This window comes from Hwangdonia sp. (genome assembly GCF_048381975.1).
GTDB lineage: Bacteria > Bacteroidota > Bacteroidia > Flavobacteriales > Flavobacteriaceae > Hwangdonia > Hwangdonia seohaensis.
In genome coordinates this window covers 237,021-252,689 of record NZ_JBLWYT010000006.1, presented here as the reverse complement: position 1 = coordinate 252,689, position 15,669 = coordinate 237,021, and the positions used below count along the sequence as shown (strand labels likewise).

The window sequence follows — 15,669 nt, the reverse complement described above, 5'->3', positions numbered from 1 at the left end:
GAGTTTTAAAAGTGAGTGCATTATTTAGTGGAAATTGGCTTATAGTTGGCATCTAATAGCTTGTTGATATCGCTTAATCGGTAATAAATTTTATTTCCTATTTGCGAAAACGCTATCACATTATTATCTCTCCAATTTTGAGCAGTTTTATGACTAATTTTGAATAGTTGTAATAAATCTGCATTGTCGAGTAAAATAAGTTCTGGGTCTTGTGTTATGTTATTTTCAAGCTTGCTTGCAAGCGATTGAAAACGTTCAAATAACTTGTTCCATTCTTGAATGGAAACATCTTTAAATGGCTCCATTATTGCTTTTCTTTTGATTTGTGAATAGCAATTAATGCCTGGTCTATTTCATCGGTTTTGTATCTGATGAGATTGCCTAATCGGTAAGGTTTTAGTATCCCTTTTTTATTCCAATCGGTAAGCGTTACTAATGACACTTTAAGGATTTTTGCTACTTCCTGTCTGGTGAGATATTCAGGAGGCTTAATGGGTTGGAAATTTTGAGCTATAATATTTAATTCTGCTCTTACATCGTTAATGATGTCTTCTTTTAATTCGGAAGGTGTGATACCGAAAACTTGGGTAATTTTGCTTTGTTCCATCGTGATACGTTTTTAATGTTCGATGGGGTAAAATTAGATTAGAAGTGTTTGAGTAAACGTACCGGAAGGTACTCGAACGGTATTAGTTTACTTCTTTTTTGTGCGGTATATTGAAGTTTGCTTTATTGAAGTTTCTTTCGGTTTCTTGGGCTTTCTCGGTAGTTGTGTTAAGGTATTTTGTCAATGTGTTTTCAGTAGTTTCAATATCGAAAATATTTAACACTTGCCTTGCGTATTGTGTGTAATTAATATCACCATTTTTGCGTTTTGGAGCATTAACAAATTCTAAATCGGCAAGCATTCCCATTATGTAACCTAAATGAGCTGGTTTAGAATCCCACTTTAATTTTTCTTCTTTAGAGACTAATTTAAAAAATTCGTTACTAATTGCATTCTCTTTTATCCTTTTAAGTTCAACTATAAAAGCACTCCCAACGCAAAACAAAGCCATTGGAAGAAAATTTAACACATATCCCCTATCACTTTCATAATAAATATCAAAAGTAGAATAAAGTGCTTTTTCAGTTTCATAATATTTTCCTATTTTAAATTCAGAAGAAAAAATATTAATAGCCTTTTGAATGGAAAAGTTGTCGCTACTAAAATTAGTTTCAGAAAAATATCTGGATTTTTTGTCATATATGTAAAAGTCATTTTTAATTACTTTTAAATTGACATTTACTGATTTAATTATATTCTCAATTATACTATTTATTTCGCTTACAGATTTATTAGCAACCTCTAAATATACTTCGCTTACAGCTTTTTTATGTTTCGATTTTATTTTTTGTAAAATATCTGTAATTGATAATGAGATATCATCTAAATCCATTTCATAATAAACCTTTTTATTATAAAGAACTTCAGAATAGTACTTGTTTTCATATTTCTTTTGAGTATATGGATTTTCCACAAGAAACTTTTCATAATAATTATCAGATAAAGCTTCTAAAAATTTCGTTATTGCTTTCAAATTGTATGTTTGGTTTAGCTGACTTCTTTTCTAGTAGGTAAACTGAAGTTATTAGTTTTAAACTTTCTTACTGTTTCTTGACCCTTTTCAGAATCTAAATTTAAGTATTTTGTTAATGTATTTACAGTTGTATCAATATCAAAAGTTTCCTTAACTGATGTAGCTAACTGTGTATAGTTTATTTCGCCATTAGGTCTTAAAGGTGATTCAATATATCCTAACTGAACCAAGTTTGAAACAATAAACCCTAATTGAGAAGGTTTCCCAATCCACTTTAATTTTTTAGTGTTATCAACTCTTATCAAGCTTGTATCATCTTTAATGAGTTTTAATTTCGCTCCATATACATCATTACCATACACAACATCCTTATGCTTAACATCTTCTTTAATATCTATTTTTAGTGAATAGCGTTTTAATTTTGTCTCAAGAAAATCCTTTTTTCTTCGAAGACTTATTTTATATTTTTCTGTATTCCCAATAAAGTAACTATAATTATATTCGCCATTTAGCAACCTATTATTCATTGGATCAGAGAAGTATTTGACTTCGGATTCTAAAAAATCTAATTCTACTGCTTCTGGAATTTTCTCTAAATAGCTATCCATACGATTATCGAAATGAGATTCATAAACGTCACTGTGGCAATCAAAGTAATAAATATTTTCATTTTTAGATTGGGAATATAGATCATCAAATATTTCTAAAATTTTCCGGTTTACAATATCAATATCATCTTCGTATTTCATTTCTATTTCGTGATAAGCTTCAGGACTTCCACAATGCATAGCTTCTTTTGTAATTTCAAATTTTATTTTTTTAAGCTCCTTAAATAGTATTAAAAGTTTAGAGTATGTATCAAGTTTTTCAAAATCTGATACTTCATTATTAACATCTATATTTTCATCATTCTTGTAAGTAGATTTTTTAGTTTTTAAAAAACTAATCATATTTTCTGCTTCAATCATTGCAGCATAACAATAAAAATCAATTTGAATATCTAAAACAAAATGTTGCTCTTTATGTGATTCATAAATTCTACTGTTATAATATTTTTTAAGAATTTCGTTTAACTCGTTATTTGAAAATTTAGGAAATGTAGATAAATCTACATTGTACTTTTTAAGCCATTTATCTAAAATATTTTTATTAATATTTCTATAAGGCGTTTTATTAATTTTATCTATAACATAATCTATATAATCGTCTTTTTTATCATTAGGTAAATGAAATAAATTCTCTATAATTTCAGTTTCTAAATACGGAGAGAAATGTGTGATTTCTGTATCATACAATAAACTAAAGCAAGTTTCATTTATTGCCCTTTCATTACTAATAGCCTTACAAAAATGAATTAAATATTCATCATTAAACTTATTATTTAGTTTATTGTTTTTTGACTTATTATCTGTCAATTTTGAAGTTTTTTTAGATTCTAAAAATGATATTAATTCGTTGGCGTAAAAATTTAAAAAATAAAGCAAAAAATCATTTTGGGCTGCTCTTGAAGTATTGTATTCTTTAGTTCCAGGATCAAAATTTTGTTCAAAGTAACCATCTACCATTTTATAAAAATATTCCGAATTTACACGTCCTTTGATGATATCTTCTATTTTGACATCAAATTCTTTTAACCATCTTTCTATTTTATCTATTCCGTAATTTTCAAGATAGTCCTGTCTTTTAATTTCATTAATTTTTAAGTCTAAATAATTATCTATTTTAGATTCATTTAATTCAATTAAATCGGTAAGGACATTAGATTTTATTTCTTCAATACACTTTTGCAAATGGACCATTACACCCATTGCTGTTGATCGTTTTAAAATATTGTTATCATTTAAAAGCTCACAAAACTTCTCAAAACCATAATAATTTTCACTCATACCATTCTAATATAGAATCCTAAATTTATTAAACCTTTTTCATTTTAACTTGCTCTAATTTATTTTTTTCGTTTTGTTTTAACCAATACTCCTGAAGTTTTTTTGCATTCTCTTTAGGTGTGATTTTAATATACTTTAAGAATTGTGCTTCTGTTTGATGACCTGTAATAGCCATAATAACCATATTTGGCAGTTTACCATATAAGTTTGAAGCAAAGCTTCTACGACATATATGAGAGGTTACTAGCTTATGTATTGGGTAAATACCTTTTTCTTTTCTTTTGGTTTTAGGGTTTATCATACTTCCTTCAATTTTTTGTTTAAACCCAGCTTCTTCACATACATCCTTTATATGCAAATTGAATTTTTGGTCTGATATTCTTCTAGGAAACCCATTATGTTTTTCAAGTATTTCTTTTACTTGTGGATGCATAGGTATAACCACATTTTGTCCTGTTTTTTGAGTCTCAATTTCAATAAAACCTTCTTTTATATTGGTTGCTTTAAGTCTTAAAAAGTCTGAAACTCTTAACCCTGTTCTTAAACCTATTATAAAAAGGTCTCTTGCGTTTTCTAAACGTTCAACACCTTTGTAGTCGTGATTGTAGATTTTATTGATTTGTTCGTCTCTTAAATAGATACTATCGGCTTTTACTTTGGGTGCAAAGAATTTAGGGTGATTGATATGCTCATGAACCGGTAAGCCTTGAAGTTTAGCATCTCTGGCCATTGTTTTAATAGTACCAATGTAATTACCTACAGTTCCCAAATTGATTTTTTGGTCTTGTGTAAGATAGTTTACAAATCTATCATAGAATGTTAGGTTTAAATCTGTGAATTTAAGTTTTGTTTTAAACTTCTTCTCATACTCTATAATCTTATTTTTGGTCGTTGTGTACTTTGTGATAGTACCAGAACTAACAGGTTTATTTTTACCCTTAATAATTCTTGAAGGTGCTAACTCAATAAAACGTTCAACAAACGGAAGAAAAAACACCTGATCGATTGCGTCATCATTTACAGGTCTATTAAAATGATTAGCTATTTTAGTTTTTAGCCAATCCCTATCAATATAAACTCCTTTAGAATTATCTGAATTAAACTCCGTTATAATAAAGTTTTCGAGTTCAAATAGATGTAGATTTACTTCATCTTTGTAGGTTGCATCATTAGTGTTTTTAACTTTTTGCTTTGCTTGACTCCAATGATTCGGTAGGACCTTTAAATCTGTTGAAGCTGTGTAGTCAAATTTTCTTCCGTTTTTAAAACGTAGTAGGACATTAGAATATCCTTTTGTACCTTTTACAAGGTAATTAATAGTAGCCATAATGTGATAATATCTTAAAAGTGAGCAATATAAAGATACAAAAATATCCCCACATTATCCCCACAATTACTATATTTATACATTATTCGCTTAATTAAATTTTGATTCTAAAAACAATAAAACCCTTTATTTATAAGGGTTTTCAGAGGTTTTAGGTAAGTATGTGATATATAGAAAAAGGGCTGGCGGGTTCCTCTTTCTCCGCAAGGAATATATCAAATTCCACTAAAAGCCCATAAACATCATGTTTATGGGCTTTTTATATTTTCATTAATCTCATATAATATCACCTTAAGACCATATCTTTTATTCAATTGATAAATTAAAAATTGTAAAGGGTGTTTTCCAATAATCAATCAATATATAAGGCATAATACAGTTTCATGGTCTGCGTGTTTAAAAAATTTCTTATCTTAATACATTGAAACCAACAATTTAGTCATCGAAATCTAAAAAACCAAACAGATGAATGCTCAGGATATTCACGAATCTAAAGTTTTTCTAAGTCACGCACATGAAGATTCACGACTAGCGGATAATTTAAGGGAATTGTTAGAAACTATTTGTAGCATAGCAAATTTACCCAAGATAGATATTTTTTTTTCTAGCAATTTAAAACCAGGAGGAGGCATGGAACTTGGAGAATGGCGGACACGACTTGAAAAAGAAATTGAAGACGCGGTTTTAACAATTGCCATTGTAACTCCCGATTCCAATGACAAACCGTGGTTGGCCTACGAAAGTGGAATGTCGATTGGAAGAGCTAAAAAAGTTACGCCAATCCTGTATTTTATGGGTCAAGAAAGCCTTCATTCCGTTTATCGCAATCAACAATCTTATATAGGTGAAAATTTGGAATCTATGCGAAAATGCTGTTACGATATTCTATCAACCAGCACAGAAGCAAACATATCCGAAGAGAATATTAAATTGTGGGATGGTTTCATTCAGGTATACATCGAAAAGGTTAAGGCCGAAAAAAACGATCTTTATTTTAGAAGCCTTTTTCGCGACCAGTTCCATAATTCTGAAAACGCCAGTAAATTTGAAGGCAATTGGTTTGCCAAATGGACCCAAATAAATGAGGACGGATCTGAAGAGGTTTTTGAAAAAGATGAGCTTTATGCTTGGACTACAGCTAACAGAATCCGTTTTGTGGGCTACTCCCAAAAACACGGAACAGAAGGCATGAAATATCCTATGGAAGGCATTGTTTCTCCAGACAGAAAAATCGCATTAAGTTATTGGAGCGAGGGAGAAATACCAATTTGTGGAACTTGCCTGATGAAACCACAAGGTGCAGGTGGTGATACTTTAATTGGTAATTGGCAGGGGTATACCGCAAAGTCTATTGACGATGATCCTACTTTTTTTAGTGGGCGTGTTTTAATGTCTAAATCCGAGGGTAAGGTGGACGCGTTTGCGAAAACAAATTAACTTAACTACCCCCCCCCATTTTTCGGCATACGTCAAGAACCAATATAACTAAATTCATTTTTTTTAACTTTAGCAAAGTTGTGTTAACTTATCAATATCGAATTTTTTATTGAATTTACTTTTTTAATAATAAACCAATATCAATAAAAGAAGGTATCTTCAAAAACAAAAAAATGTAAAGTTCTATTTTAATAATAAATACGCCCTTTTTCTCCATAAATTATATCGCATAAGCATTTTTAAAAGATGAAAGTATTTATTTCTTATTCTCATCAAGACGAGAAGTTAAAAGATGAATTGTTAAAGCAACTAGCTGGCTTTAAAAGGAGAAACATTATAGACCTTTGGCATGACCGCAAAATTATACCAGGTCAGAAATGGGGAAAAGAAATTGATAAATATTTAACAGAGGCCGATATAATATTACTTCTAATAAGCCCCGATTTTATTGCTTCAGAATATTGCAATGATATAGAATTAAAAACGGCGTTAAGTAGACACGATGATGAAAACGACCCTGCATTGGTTATACCCGTAATACTGAGACCGTGCTTATGGGAACAAGAACAATTTGGTTCAATAGAATGCCTCCCGACCAAAGGTAAACCAGTAATGAGTTGGGGTACTACTGATGAAGCGTTCACCGATGTGGCCATAGGACTCACTAAGGTTTTTGACAATAGGAAAAAACAAGTTTCAAATGTTGTCTATAATAAGAGTTTATCGAACATATTGTCAGAACCAGATACCAACACTCCTATATTGGAAAGCTATAAATTTGATTGTAACAGAACAAAACAAGGGGAAACATTCAAGGAACATTTTTATGATTCTAGCCATAAATCACTTCTTCAATTCAGTTTTATTTGCGGTGATGAGAATCAGCAAGTCGATTCTTTTTTTTACCGTATTTACTTAGAGGTTCTTAGCGATTATGCAAACGAAAGCATTAAAAGCATAACCATTAAAGAAGCACATTATCCAACCTTTAAGTTCGGAAATACACTTAAAGGCTCAATTAACAAGTTTAGGAGAATTCTTGAAAGAAACATACAATTGGAGGCCGGCGAAAAACTTAAAAATAATTTTTGTAGCCATGAAATCATTAACCTTAACGCTATAAAACCGTTTAAATATTTAGTTATAGAATTTAAAGTTTATAGCCACGACTGTTTTAAAACCAATCATGGAGCAGATTTTGTAAACTGGTTGCTGAATGATTTTTTTCAAACCAATATAAAGTGTGCTACAGACACGAAAATAGTGTTTTTCTTCTGTTTAATCTTTAACCACAAAAGGAACCTATTTCACTCTATTACATCTAAAAAAAGTAAGCTTATAAATAAAATAGTAAAAAGTGTAGATTCTTGTGAAATTTTTGATACCAAAGACGAGGTTTCTCAAATATTCTGCAAAATGGATGAGTTAGAATCCGTTGATAACATTGAGCTACAAGCATGGTTTAGCAAATTTTACAGAAACTCAGAAACTGTTAAAAATACCATGGTAAAGGTTTTTGGTCCCGAAGATAAAAAACGTACCATGTCTGTAATAGAACCGCATTTACACAAAATAATAGACCATTTTTTAAACAAAGAAAATGAAATAACACGATGAAAAACTTTAATATTTACAAAGGAGAGTCAAAATTGGGCACTTTTGAGCCAGACAATTTCATAAATGCACCACAAAATTATATTCCTTCAAAGGGACTTATTAATGCTGTGAATGTAGCTATCTCGCTTGGGCAACCACTTTTACTAACAGGAGAACCCGGTACAGGAAAATCGCATTTGGCATACAGTATTGCGCATGAATTAAACTTAGGCAAACCTTTGGTGTTTAGAACAAAAACCACTTCTACATCAAGAGACTTATTTTACACTTATGATGCTTTATCGCATTTTAGGTCGGTTCAAACCAAACAAAATCTGGACATCAATACCTTTATTAGAGAGGGTGCATTGGGTGCCGCGATTAAGTCTAAATCCAGAAAGGTTGTGCTAATCGATGAGATTGATAAAGCCCCTAGAGACCTTCCTAACGATATATTAAACGAAATTGAAAGCCTCTCTTTTGAGGTAGCAGAAACCGGGGCTTTTTTCGAGTCCGAACACAAAAACCGACCTATAGTTATAATGACCAGCAATTCTGAAAAGAACCTTCCAGATGCTTTTTTAAGACGTTGTATATTTTATCATTTACCATTTCCCAGCTCGGACGAACTGTTGGCTATTCTTTATGCCCGATTAACTTCTGAATTCTTTAACAATACCGAACTTGAGCAATTAATAAAACACTTTCTAACCCTACGCCAAAAGTTTATAAAAAGGAAAAAACCGGCCACAGCCGAACTGCTTTCTTGGTTGCAAATACTGGAGCAATTAAACTTTAAAAAACTGGAAAACATTAATGAGTTTGATAAGCTTTCCGAAGAACAAAAAGAACTTTTATTAATTAGCTATTCTGTTTTAGCCAAAACCAGTGATGACTTTAAAGACCTTAAACAAAAGTTTGTTAATGGCAACTTATAGGCAAAAAGAAAATACAACTGCTCCCCTTTGGAGGTTTTTAGAATTTCTGAAAACAGAAGGTTATGAGTTGAGTACAGGCCAATACCTGAATATTTACAGGCTTTTACAGCGCATAGATTTCAACACAACTGCTTTCGGGGATCTAAAATACATTATTGGCCCGCTTTTGTCCAAAACCCCAGAAGAACAAGAAAAGTTTTACGCTGTTTTTGACACCTATTTTGGTGCCGTAGAAAAAAAAGCAAATATCGATAAGCAAAAACCTAAAAATAAGGTTATAAATAATATTGATAAAAGAAAGAAAAAGATACGTTCAAATAAAAGGAAAAAATTTATAGTTGTGTTGGTCCTTTCAGTAGTTGTTTTAATTGGATTGGGCATTGGCTATATTTATTTAATAAAACCTATTCTATCTGACCCTGAAATCTCAGAAAAAAAAGTAGTAAACCAAAAAAAGGAAGAAATAAACAAAATTTTTGCAGATCTGCTAAATAGTCCTGAGTTAAATACTGAAAAATTTTCAGAAGCAAAAAAAACAATTGAAAAAGCCGAAAAAGAATTTAAAACCGGAAAGATAAAGGAAAGCTATGACACACTTGATAATCTTATCTATTATTCAAGATTAGATTTTGAAAACCACCAATCTTTACGTCAAAAAATAAGTGAATTAAGATCTAGAATTAATCCTTTTATTTACAAACGCCCAAATCTAATTAACATTGAAAAACCCGACGTTGAAATCTATTTATCGCTTATTTTAATTCTTATTTTCTTTTTAAATGAATACCAGAAATCGCAAAACCAATCTTTTATTGCCGAACTGGAACAAGGCAAAAAACCACCTTATGTTTGGCAATTTAATTTAAACCATAAACCTAAAATAATTTGGGACAACGAAATATACCAAACGGCACACCATCTTCGAAAACGCGTAATTGGAGATGAATTGGATTTTGACATTAACCGTACCATTAAGGAAACCCTTAACCATGGCGGGCTCTTAGAGCTTACTTATAAGCCCCGATCGAAACCCTCAGAGTATATTGCTTTAATAGATAAATCGTATTTACAAAGCCATCAAGCCAGTTTCTTTTCCTTTTTGGCAAACGAGTTTTCTGAAAGTGACATTCATATAGATCAATTTTTTTACCAAGATAATATGCTCATGTTTTGGAGTGAATCACAAAATAAAAAGCATTATAGTTTAGAGGACTTGATAAAGCTATTTCCCAAACATCGGGTTCTTATTTTTGGAATGGGGCATGAAATGCTCGATATTACCAAAGGCGCCATAAAAAAATATGCGCTAGGCATGAATAACTGGTCTGATGTTGCCATTCTTACCCCGCGCCCAACATCAGATTGGGATTATAGAGAAAAAATACTTTCCCAATCTTTTATCATTTTACCCGCAAGCTCATCTGGGTTAATTGAACTTATTGATACTTTCGAAAAAATAAAATCTACTCAATTAGGCGCTTGGAAATTTGAGCACGCTAGTACTGGAATTGAATTACCAGATGATGTAAATCTGGGTATTAAGCATTTAAGTTACCAATTAACGCCCGATGTTTTTAAGTGGTTGTGTATCTGTGCTGTCTATCCGCAACTTTTCTGGGACCTTACCCTGTATTTGGGCGATGTTATGTTTCCCGGAAAATCTATTATAACGCAACAAAACCTATTATCGCTTTTAAAAACCCCATGGTTTAACAATGGTTTTATCCCGTTGGAATATCGCGAGCAATTAACAGCCCAACTAGACGATGCCACAAAGGATGAGGTAAGAAAAAAGATTGTGGAGCAAATGCGGAAAAACCCGCCAAAGAAAAACACCCATGCTTTTGATGAGTATAAACTCAATTTGTTGGTTAACGAATTACTTATAAGAGATATATCCAATGAAAAGAAAAAAATTATCCGTAGAGAAATTAAGGACATGGAAAGCCATACGGATTTTGGTCATTATACCGAAATAAAAGCTATCCAGCCCAATAAAAGTACATCTGCGTTAGACTTTATCCTTCCTGAAGAACTTCAAAATATATTTAAGGGTGTAGGTTGGAAAAAAACATTTGCAAGGGCCTTTTTATTTTTATCCCTATCCTTTATTGGTGTTTACTTTTTATCAGATTATATATATCGAGCAATTGAAGACGATAAACAATTAGAAACCATTGGAATAACAATTTCAACCATTCTTTACGGATTTGCCTTTTATAGATTTATGCGAAAAAGAAGCCTCCTTAATAGCTTTGAAGTCGCTTTTTATTGGTTGTTCCTATCCATCGGTTATATGTACGCATTTATCTTAACAAACACTTCCTTTTTTACGATAGTGAATAACACAAAAAACAAAGAAGACAATAGCTTTTTCAACTTTTTCATAATAACATTAATTCTAACAATTCTATTAATTAAAAATCAAGTTAAAAAAGGGATTATTGGCGCCGCTGTTGCCATGTATTGGTTTTTCTTTTCCTTGCTTTTAATCTTAATATTTTTGATTTCCTTGCCAAATATCATAAATGGTTTTAATGAAGATGAATCCTTAGTACTTGCATTTATAACTATTATAATAGGCTCGATACTATATTGGATTATCAGATTTAAAAGAATTAAATCCTTTAGCAAAACTGAAATTGGCATATATTTTTCAATGAGCTATGTGGTATTAATGATTTATTCTTTAAACGAATGGAAAGAAGGATTTATTCTTTGTAACCTGTTTTTTGTTATATTTCTTATAATAGTTGCTAGAAAATGGAACATACGCCAGTTTATCGGCGACTCTAGTTTTTCTGTTTTTTGGATTGGAATATTTGCTGCCCTTTTAATAATGTCTGATGAATATAAAATTGATGCGCTTGTGTTTATTACTTTAGCTATAACCTGTGGTATTATTTTAAACAAATGGCTAAAACACAAAAGTTTAAGTTATGAATCTAGCATTTATAGCCTAATGATTATACTATCGGCAATGTTAGGATTAGATAAATTTGACTTACCTGAAGAGGAAACCATGGTTGTTGGCTTATGTCTTTCTGTGTTGCTACTTTTCTTAAGCTTTAAAATTAGAAAGTATAACCTACATACTATTGAGTTATTTGTTTATTGGGTAGGTTTAACTATACTATCAGTTGCTGTATATGGAGAATTTGATATCAACCCTACAATTTTAGTAATGTTAATGACATTAATTGGTGTGCTTTTCATCATTTACAAGATAAAATCCCATAAAAAGCTAAGAGAGGCATACAGTTTGAATATGTGAGCTGTAATAAACTACCTCTGAGCAAGCCCATGAGGTATTATCCCGAAATTTCGGGACCAAAAGGGCAAAAAACTAAATTCCAAGAAAAAAAAACGAGGCAAGCCTCTGATTACCAACCTACCGGCTGGCAGGTGAAACCCTAAACAATTAATGAGCATAACTAAATTTTAAATTGACCAAAAGCTCTAAACCTCTATAAATTTCTCTACCTTTATAACAACTTCAAAACCAACTAAATACAACAATCATGATAAACACCAACCAAATGCAGAGCATCATCCCCGACATGAACTGGAAAAAAGCGGAATTTTATCTACCGCATGTAAATACAGTATTGCCCAACTTTGGCATAGATACGCCGCTCAGAAAGGCACATTTTCTGTCTCAACTGGCGCACGAAAGTGGCGGACTTAAATATAATCAGGAAAACCTAAACTATTCGGCGAAAGCTTTAAGGAGTGTATTTGGAAAGTATTTTAAAACAAACGAAATAGCAGAAGCCTACGCGCGTAAACCTGAAAAAATTGCAAATAGAGTTTATGGGAATAGGATGGGCAATGGTGATGAGGCCAGTGGCGATGGTTGGAAATATAGAGGGCGTGGTTTAATACAACTTACGGGGAAAAACAACTATCAAAAATTTGCTCACGATCATGGCGTCGATTGCGTAAACAACCCTGATTTGATTCTAAATCCAGAACTGGCGCTTACTTCTGCCTGTTGGTTTTGGAAAAAAAACAATCTTAACAGATACGCCGATGACGACGACATCCATATGGTTACCAAACGAATTAACGGGGGCACTAATGGCCTACTACATCGTCAACAGTATCTCGATTCTTTTAAGCGACTTTATGAGGTTTTGGAAGCTGATAAAGGCTGATTAACTCGCTAACAGAAATAAATTGCGGTAGTATTTCATATGCTTTGTCGGCTTTTAAATTAATGTTAACCCGAGTTTAAACCATAATCCTTTTTTCACTAAATTAGTAAATCTCAAAAACTCCCCTGTCCAAATCTTAAAACCAACCTACAAACAACCTTAAAATCAAATTTAAGAGTATGGAAGATTTAACATGTTTCGTCATCATCGGTTTTGGAAAAAAAACCAGTTACGCCAACGGAAAAATGAGGGTGCTGGATTTGGATGAAACCTATACCCTACTCATAAAACCTGTTTTTGATGCCTTGAACATTTCGTGTTATAGGGCTATTGATAAAAACCTTTCTGGAAGTATCGACAAATTGATGCTTCAGGAAATTAAAAACGCAGACATTGCACTAGTGGATATTTCAACGCTAAATGCCAATGTAATGTGGGAGCTTGGTGTTAGGCACGCTCTAAGACCAAATCACACCATCATGATTTGCGAACAAGAACAAATGGGTAGTATCCCCTTTGATGTCGGTCATTTTGTAATTCACCAATACACCCATTCAGATCAAGGTATTCCCTATAAAGAAGTTGAAAGGTTTAGAGCGCACTTAACCAATATAATAAAAGGTGTCCTCAATCAAGAACCAAAATTAAATGATAGCCCCGTATTTACTTTTTTAGAAAACGAACTCAAAGCTTTAGAAATGAACATAACCGAAGATGCATCCCAAAACGAACAAAACCCCGAATCCTTTGCAAGTCTGTTGGATAAGGCTGAATATGCAAAAAAAACAAAAGACTTTTCTAAAGCTCTCAAATTATTCGGTGAGGCAAAAACCTATGCCGAAAAAAACATGACTTTAAAAGACAACCTTACATTTATTGTTTCGCGACAAGCCTTATGTACCTATAAATCCAAACAACCAAACGAGCTGGAAGCCTTGGTTAATGCAAAAATTATTTTAGAGGAATTGCAACCGTTGCAAAGTAACGATCTTGAGGTTTTAGGGTTAACAGGCGCCATAAATAAACGGTTATATGAATTAACCAGTGACCTCAATTATTTGGAAAATGCCATTGCTTCGTATGAAAAAGGATTTCAATTAAAACAAGATTATTACAACGGTATCAATGCCGCATTCATGCTTTACAAAAAAACCGATTTATTAAAATCCCAACATAAGCTTTGGGAGGATTTAAAATTAAAAGCCGATTATATCAGAAATACGGTTTTGGAAATTACTTTGAATTTAGAAAAGGAACCTGATTTTTCTACAAAAGAAGATGCCATTTGGATTTTACTTACCATTGCCGAGGCTTATCATTACAAAGGTCTTGACGATTTAATGGCAACCTACGAAAACAAAGGCCAGGATATGGCGAAAGCAAAAAACGACACCTTTGCTATGAATGCTTACTCCGAACAAAAAGAGAAAATTAAAGATTTAAACATTAATTTTAAATAAGACACCGCCATAATCTGCCATAGCAACCGGAACCATTATAGACATTGCAAAAAAATATCCAACCAATAAATCAATAAAATGAAAAAAACATTCCAAGAACACCTAGATCCAAATTCCGGTTCAAAAAACATCCTTTCATTAGATGGTGGAGGAATTAGGGGCGCCTTAACACTTGGCTATTTAAAAAAAATCGAAACCATGCTACGCGAAAAACATGGAAACGACTATCTGCTCTGTGACCATTTCGACCTCATTGGAGGCACCTCAACGGGCTCAATCATTGCTGGGGCATTGGCTGTTGGAAAATCGGTAGATGAAATAGTAAGCCTTTACATGGATTTAGGCGGAAAAATATTCGGCAATAAAAGAAGTTTTTGGAACCCTTTGGAAACATGGAAGTTTTTAAAAGCGGGTTACGATTACAAAGCATTGGAACAAAGCTTGAAAAACGCTTTTGGCGACATTACCTTAGGAAGCGATCAAATTAAAACAGGGCTTTGCATTGTTGCCAAAAGAGCCGATACCAATAGTGTGTGGCCCATCATCAATCATCCAAAAGGTAAATTTTACGACACGAAAATAGGTAAGAATAAAAACATTCCGCTTTGGCAAGCCGTAAGAGCAAGTAGTGCCGCCCCTACCTATTTTGCTCCACAAATGATTGATGTTGGCGATGGGCAACGTGCTGCATTTGTAGATGGTGGTGTTAGTATGGCCAACAATCCGGCACTCACATTGTTAATGGTTGCAACGCTAAAAGGCTTTCCTTTTAAATGGGATATGGGCGAAGATAAATTAACCGTGGTTTCCGTAGGCACCGGTTATAGTGTGTTCAAAAAACAAACCAGTGAAATTGAGGAAGCTTGGTTGAAAACATGGGCGCAAAATGTTCCCGATATGTTAATGCAAGATGCTAGTTGGCAAAACCAGATTGTTTTACAATGGCTCTCCAACTCCCCTACGGCACATTATATAGATATGGAAATTGAGTCGTTACAAGATGATTTTATGGGTGGTAAGGCGTTAATTAAATACTTGAGATATAACTTTCCAATTACCGAGAATGATTTAAATGGTTTAGGATTAGGAAAAACATTCAGTGCTAAAGATGTGGAAAGCTTAATTGAAATGAGTAATGCCGAAAACAGACAAGAACTTTACGATATTGGAGTTGCTGCATCAAGTAGTGTTTTAAAAGCCCATTTTGATTAAGTTTATTGGTGATTATGTTATAAATTGATACGATTATTACGCTTCACCAAACAAATTTCATTAAACGATGCGGTCT

General features: G+C 32.5%; 12 protein-coding genes. 7 read left to right on the top strand and 5 right to left on the bottom strand.

Annotation, left to right across the window (positions count from 1 at the left end):
- Nucleotides 1–20 precede the first annotated feature (20 nt).
- The 5 genes from ACN5J7_RS12475 to ACN5J7_RS12455 all read right to left on the bottom strand — a co-directional run bounded on the left by ACN5J7_RS12475 (nucleotide 21) and on the right by ACN5J7_RS12455 (nucleotide 4,793).
- Complete coding sequence (locus ACN5J7_RS12475; protein WP_418604145.1) at nucleotides 21–305, bottom strand: helix-turn-helix domain-containing protein; 285 nt, start codon at nucleotides 303–305, stop codon at nucleotides 21–23.
- The gene (locus tag ACN5J7_RS12470; RefSeq protein ID WP_418604144.1) at nucleotides 305–607 is read right to left on the bottom strand and encodes a helix-turn-helix domain-containing protein; all 303 of its coding nucleotides are present in this window, start codon (nucleotides 605–607) and stop codon (nucleotides 305–307) included. Before ACN5J7_RS12470 ends, ACN5J7_RS12475 begins: the two co-directional genes overlap by 1 nt.
- An 82-nt stretch (nucleotides 608–689) precedes the next feature.
- Nucleotides 690–1,580 carry a hypothetical protein gene (locus tag ACN5J7_RS12465; protein WP_418604143.1) on the bottom strand — a complete coding sequence of 297 codons (891 nt, stop codon included), beginning with the start codon at nucleotides 1,578–1,580 and terminating at the stop codon, nucleotides 690–692.
- 14 nt (nucleotides 1,581–1,594) lie between these two features.
- On the bottom strand, nucleotides 1,595–3,466 hold the full coding sequence (locus ACN5J7_RS12460) for a hypothetical protein (RefSeq protein WP_418604142.1): 1,872 nt from the start codon (nucleotides 3,464–3,466) through the stop codon (nucleotides 1,595–1,597).
- A 28-nt stretch (nucleotides 3,467–3,494) separates the two neighbouring features.
- Nucleotides 3,495–4,793: a tyrosine-type recombinase/integrase gene (locus tag ACN5J7_RS12455; protein ID WP_418604141.1), complete on the bottom strand. Its 1,299-nt coding sequence runs from the start codon at nucleotides 4,791–4,793 to the stop codon at nucleotides 3,495–3,497.
- Nucleotides 4,794–5,258: 465 nt separating this feature from the next.
- Here ACN5J7_RS12455 and ACN5J7_RS12450 point away from each other — a divergent pair, with 465 nt between their 5' ends.
- The 7 genes from ACN5J7_RS12450 (at nucleotide 5,259) to ACN5J7_RS12420 (ending at nucleotide 15,593) form a co-directional block, all read left to right on the top strand.
- Nucleotides 5,259–6,230 (top strand): toll/interleukin-1 receptor domain-containing protein, encoded by a 972-nt coding sequence (locus ACN5J7_RS12450; RefSeq protein ID WP_311937940.1) that lies wholly within the window; start codon nucleotides 5,259–5,261, stop codon nucleotides 6,228–6,230.
- Nucleotides 6,231–6,476: 246 nt separating this feature from the next.
- Nucleotides 6,477–7,847: a TIR domain-containing protein gene (locus ACN5J7_RS12445; protein ID WP_418604140.1), complete on the top strand. Its 1,371-nt coding sequence runs from the start codon at nucleotides 6,477–6,479 to the stop codon at nucleotides 7,845–7,847.
- A complete protein-coding gene (locus tag ACN5J7_RS12440; protein WP_418604139.1) occupies nucleotides 7,844–8,764 on the top strand; it encodes an AAA family ATPase in 921 nt (306 codons plus the stop codon). Before ACN5J7_RS12445 ends, ACN5J7_RS12440 begins: the two co-directional genes overlap by 4 nt.
- The gene (locus ACN5J7_RS12435) at nucleotides 8,751–12,038 is read left to right on the top strand and encodes a hypothetical protein (protein WP_418604138.1); all 3,288 of its coding nucleotides are present in this window, start codon (nucleotides 8,751–8,753) and stop codon (nucleotides 12,036–12,038) included. The genes ACN5J7_RS12440 and ACN5J7_RS12435 overlap by 14 nt, the downstream gene beginning before the upstream one ends.
- A 247-nt stretch (nucleotides 12,039–12,285) precedes the next feature.
- Complete coding sequence (locus ACN5J7_RS12430) at nucleotides 12,286–12,921, top strand: glycoside hydrolase family 19 protein (protein ID WP_418604137.1); 636 nt, start codon at nucleotides 12,286–12,288, stop codon at nucleotides 12,919–12,921.
- Between the two features lie 179 nt (nucleotides 12,922–13,100).
- Nucleotides 13,101–14,381 carry a TRAFs-binding domain-containing protein gene (locus tag ACN5J7_RS12425; protein WP_418604136.1) on the top strand — a complete coding sequence of 427 codons (1,281 nt, stop codon included), beginning with the start codon at nucleotides 13,101–13,103 and terminating at the stop codon, nucleotides 14,379–14,381.
- Between the two features lie 78 nt (nucleotides 14,382–14,459).
- Nucleotides 14,460–15,593, top strand: a complete 1,134-nt coding sequence (locus tag ACN5J7_RS12420; protein WP_418604135.1) for a patatin-like phospholipase family protein — start codon at nucleotides 14,460–14,462, stop codon at nucleotides 15,591–15,593.
- The last annotated feature ends 76 nt before the right edge of the window (nucleotides 15,594–15,669 follow it).

Excerpts from the sequence above, each read along its gene's own strand:
- ACN5J7_RS12475 (WP_418604145.1), bottom strand. The coding sequence starts at position 305 with ATGGAGCCATTTAAAGATGTTTCCATTCAAGAATGGAACAAGTTATTT.
- ACN5J7_RS12470 (WP_418604144.1), bottom strand. The coding sequence starts at position 607 with ATGGAACAAAGCAAAATTACCCAAGTTTTCGGTATCACACCTTCCGAA.
- ACN5J7_RS12460 (WP_418604142.1), bottom strand. The coding sequence starts at position 3,466 with ATGAGTGAAAATTATTATGGTTTTGAGAAGTTTTGTGAGCTTTTAAAT.
- ACN5J7_RS12455 (WP_418604141.1), bottom strand. The coding sequence starts at position 4,793 with ATGGCTACTATTAATTACCTTGTAAAAGGTACAAAAGGATATTCTAAT.
- ACN5J7_RS12450 (WP_311937940.1), top strand. The coding sequence starts at position 5,259 with ATGAATGCTCAGGATATTCACGAATCTAAAGTTTTTCTAAGTCACGCA.
- ACN5J7_RS12445 (WP_418604140.1), top strand. The coding sequence starts at position 6,477 with ATGAAAGTATTTATTTCTTATTCTCATCAAGACGAGAAGTTAAAAGAT.
- ACN5J7_RS12440 (WP_418604139.1), top strand. The coding sequence starts at position 7,844 with ATGAAAAACTTTAATATTTACAAAGGAGAGTCAAAATTGGGCACTTTT.
- ACN5J7_RS12435 (WP_418604138.1), top strand. The coding sequence starts at position 8,751 with ATGGCAACTTATAGGCAAAAAGAAAATACAACTGCTCCCCTTTGGAGG.
- ACN5J7_RS12430 (WP_418604137.1), top strand. The coding sequence starts at position 12,286 with ATGATAAACACCAACCAAATGCAGAGCATCATCCCCGACATGAACTGG.
- ACN5J7_RS12425 (WP_418604136.1), top strand. The coding sequence starts at position 13,101 with ATGGAAGATTTAACATGTTTCGTCATCATCGGTTTTGGAAAAAAAACC.
- ACN5J7_RS12420 (WP_418604135.1), top strand. The coding sequence starts at position 14,460 with ATGAAAAAAACATTCCAAGAACACCTAGATCCAAATTCCGGTTCAAAA.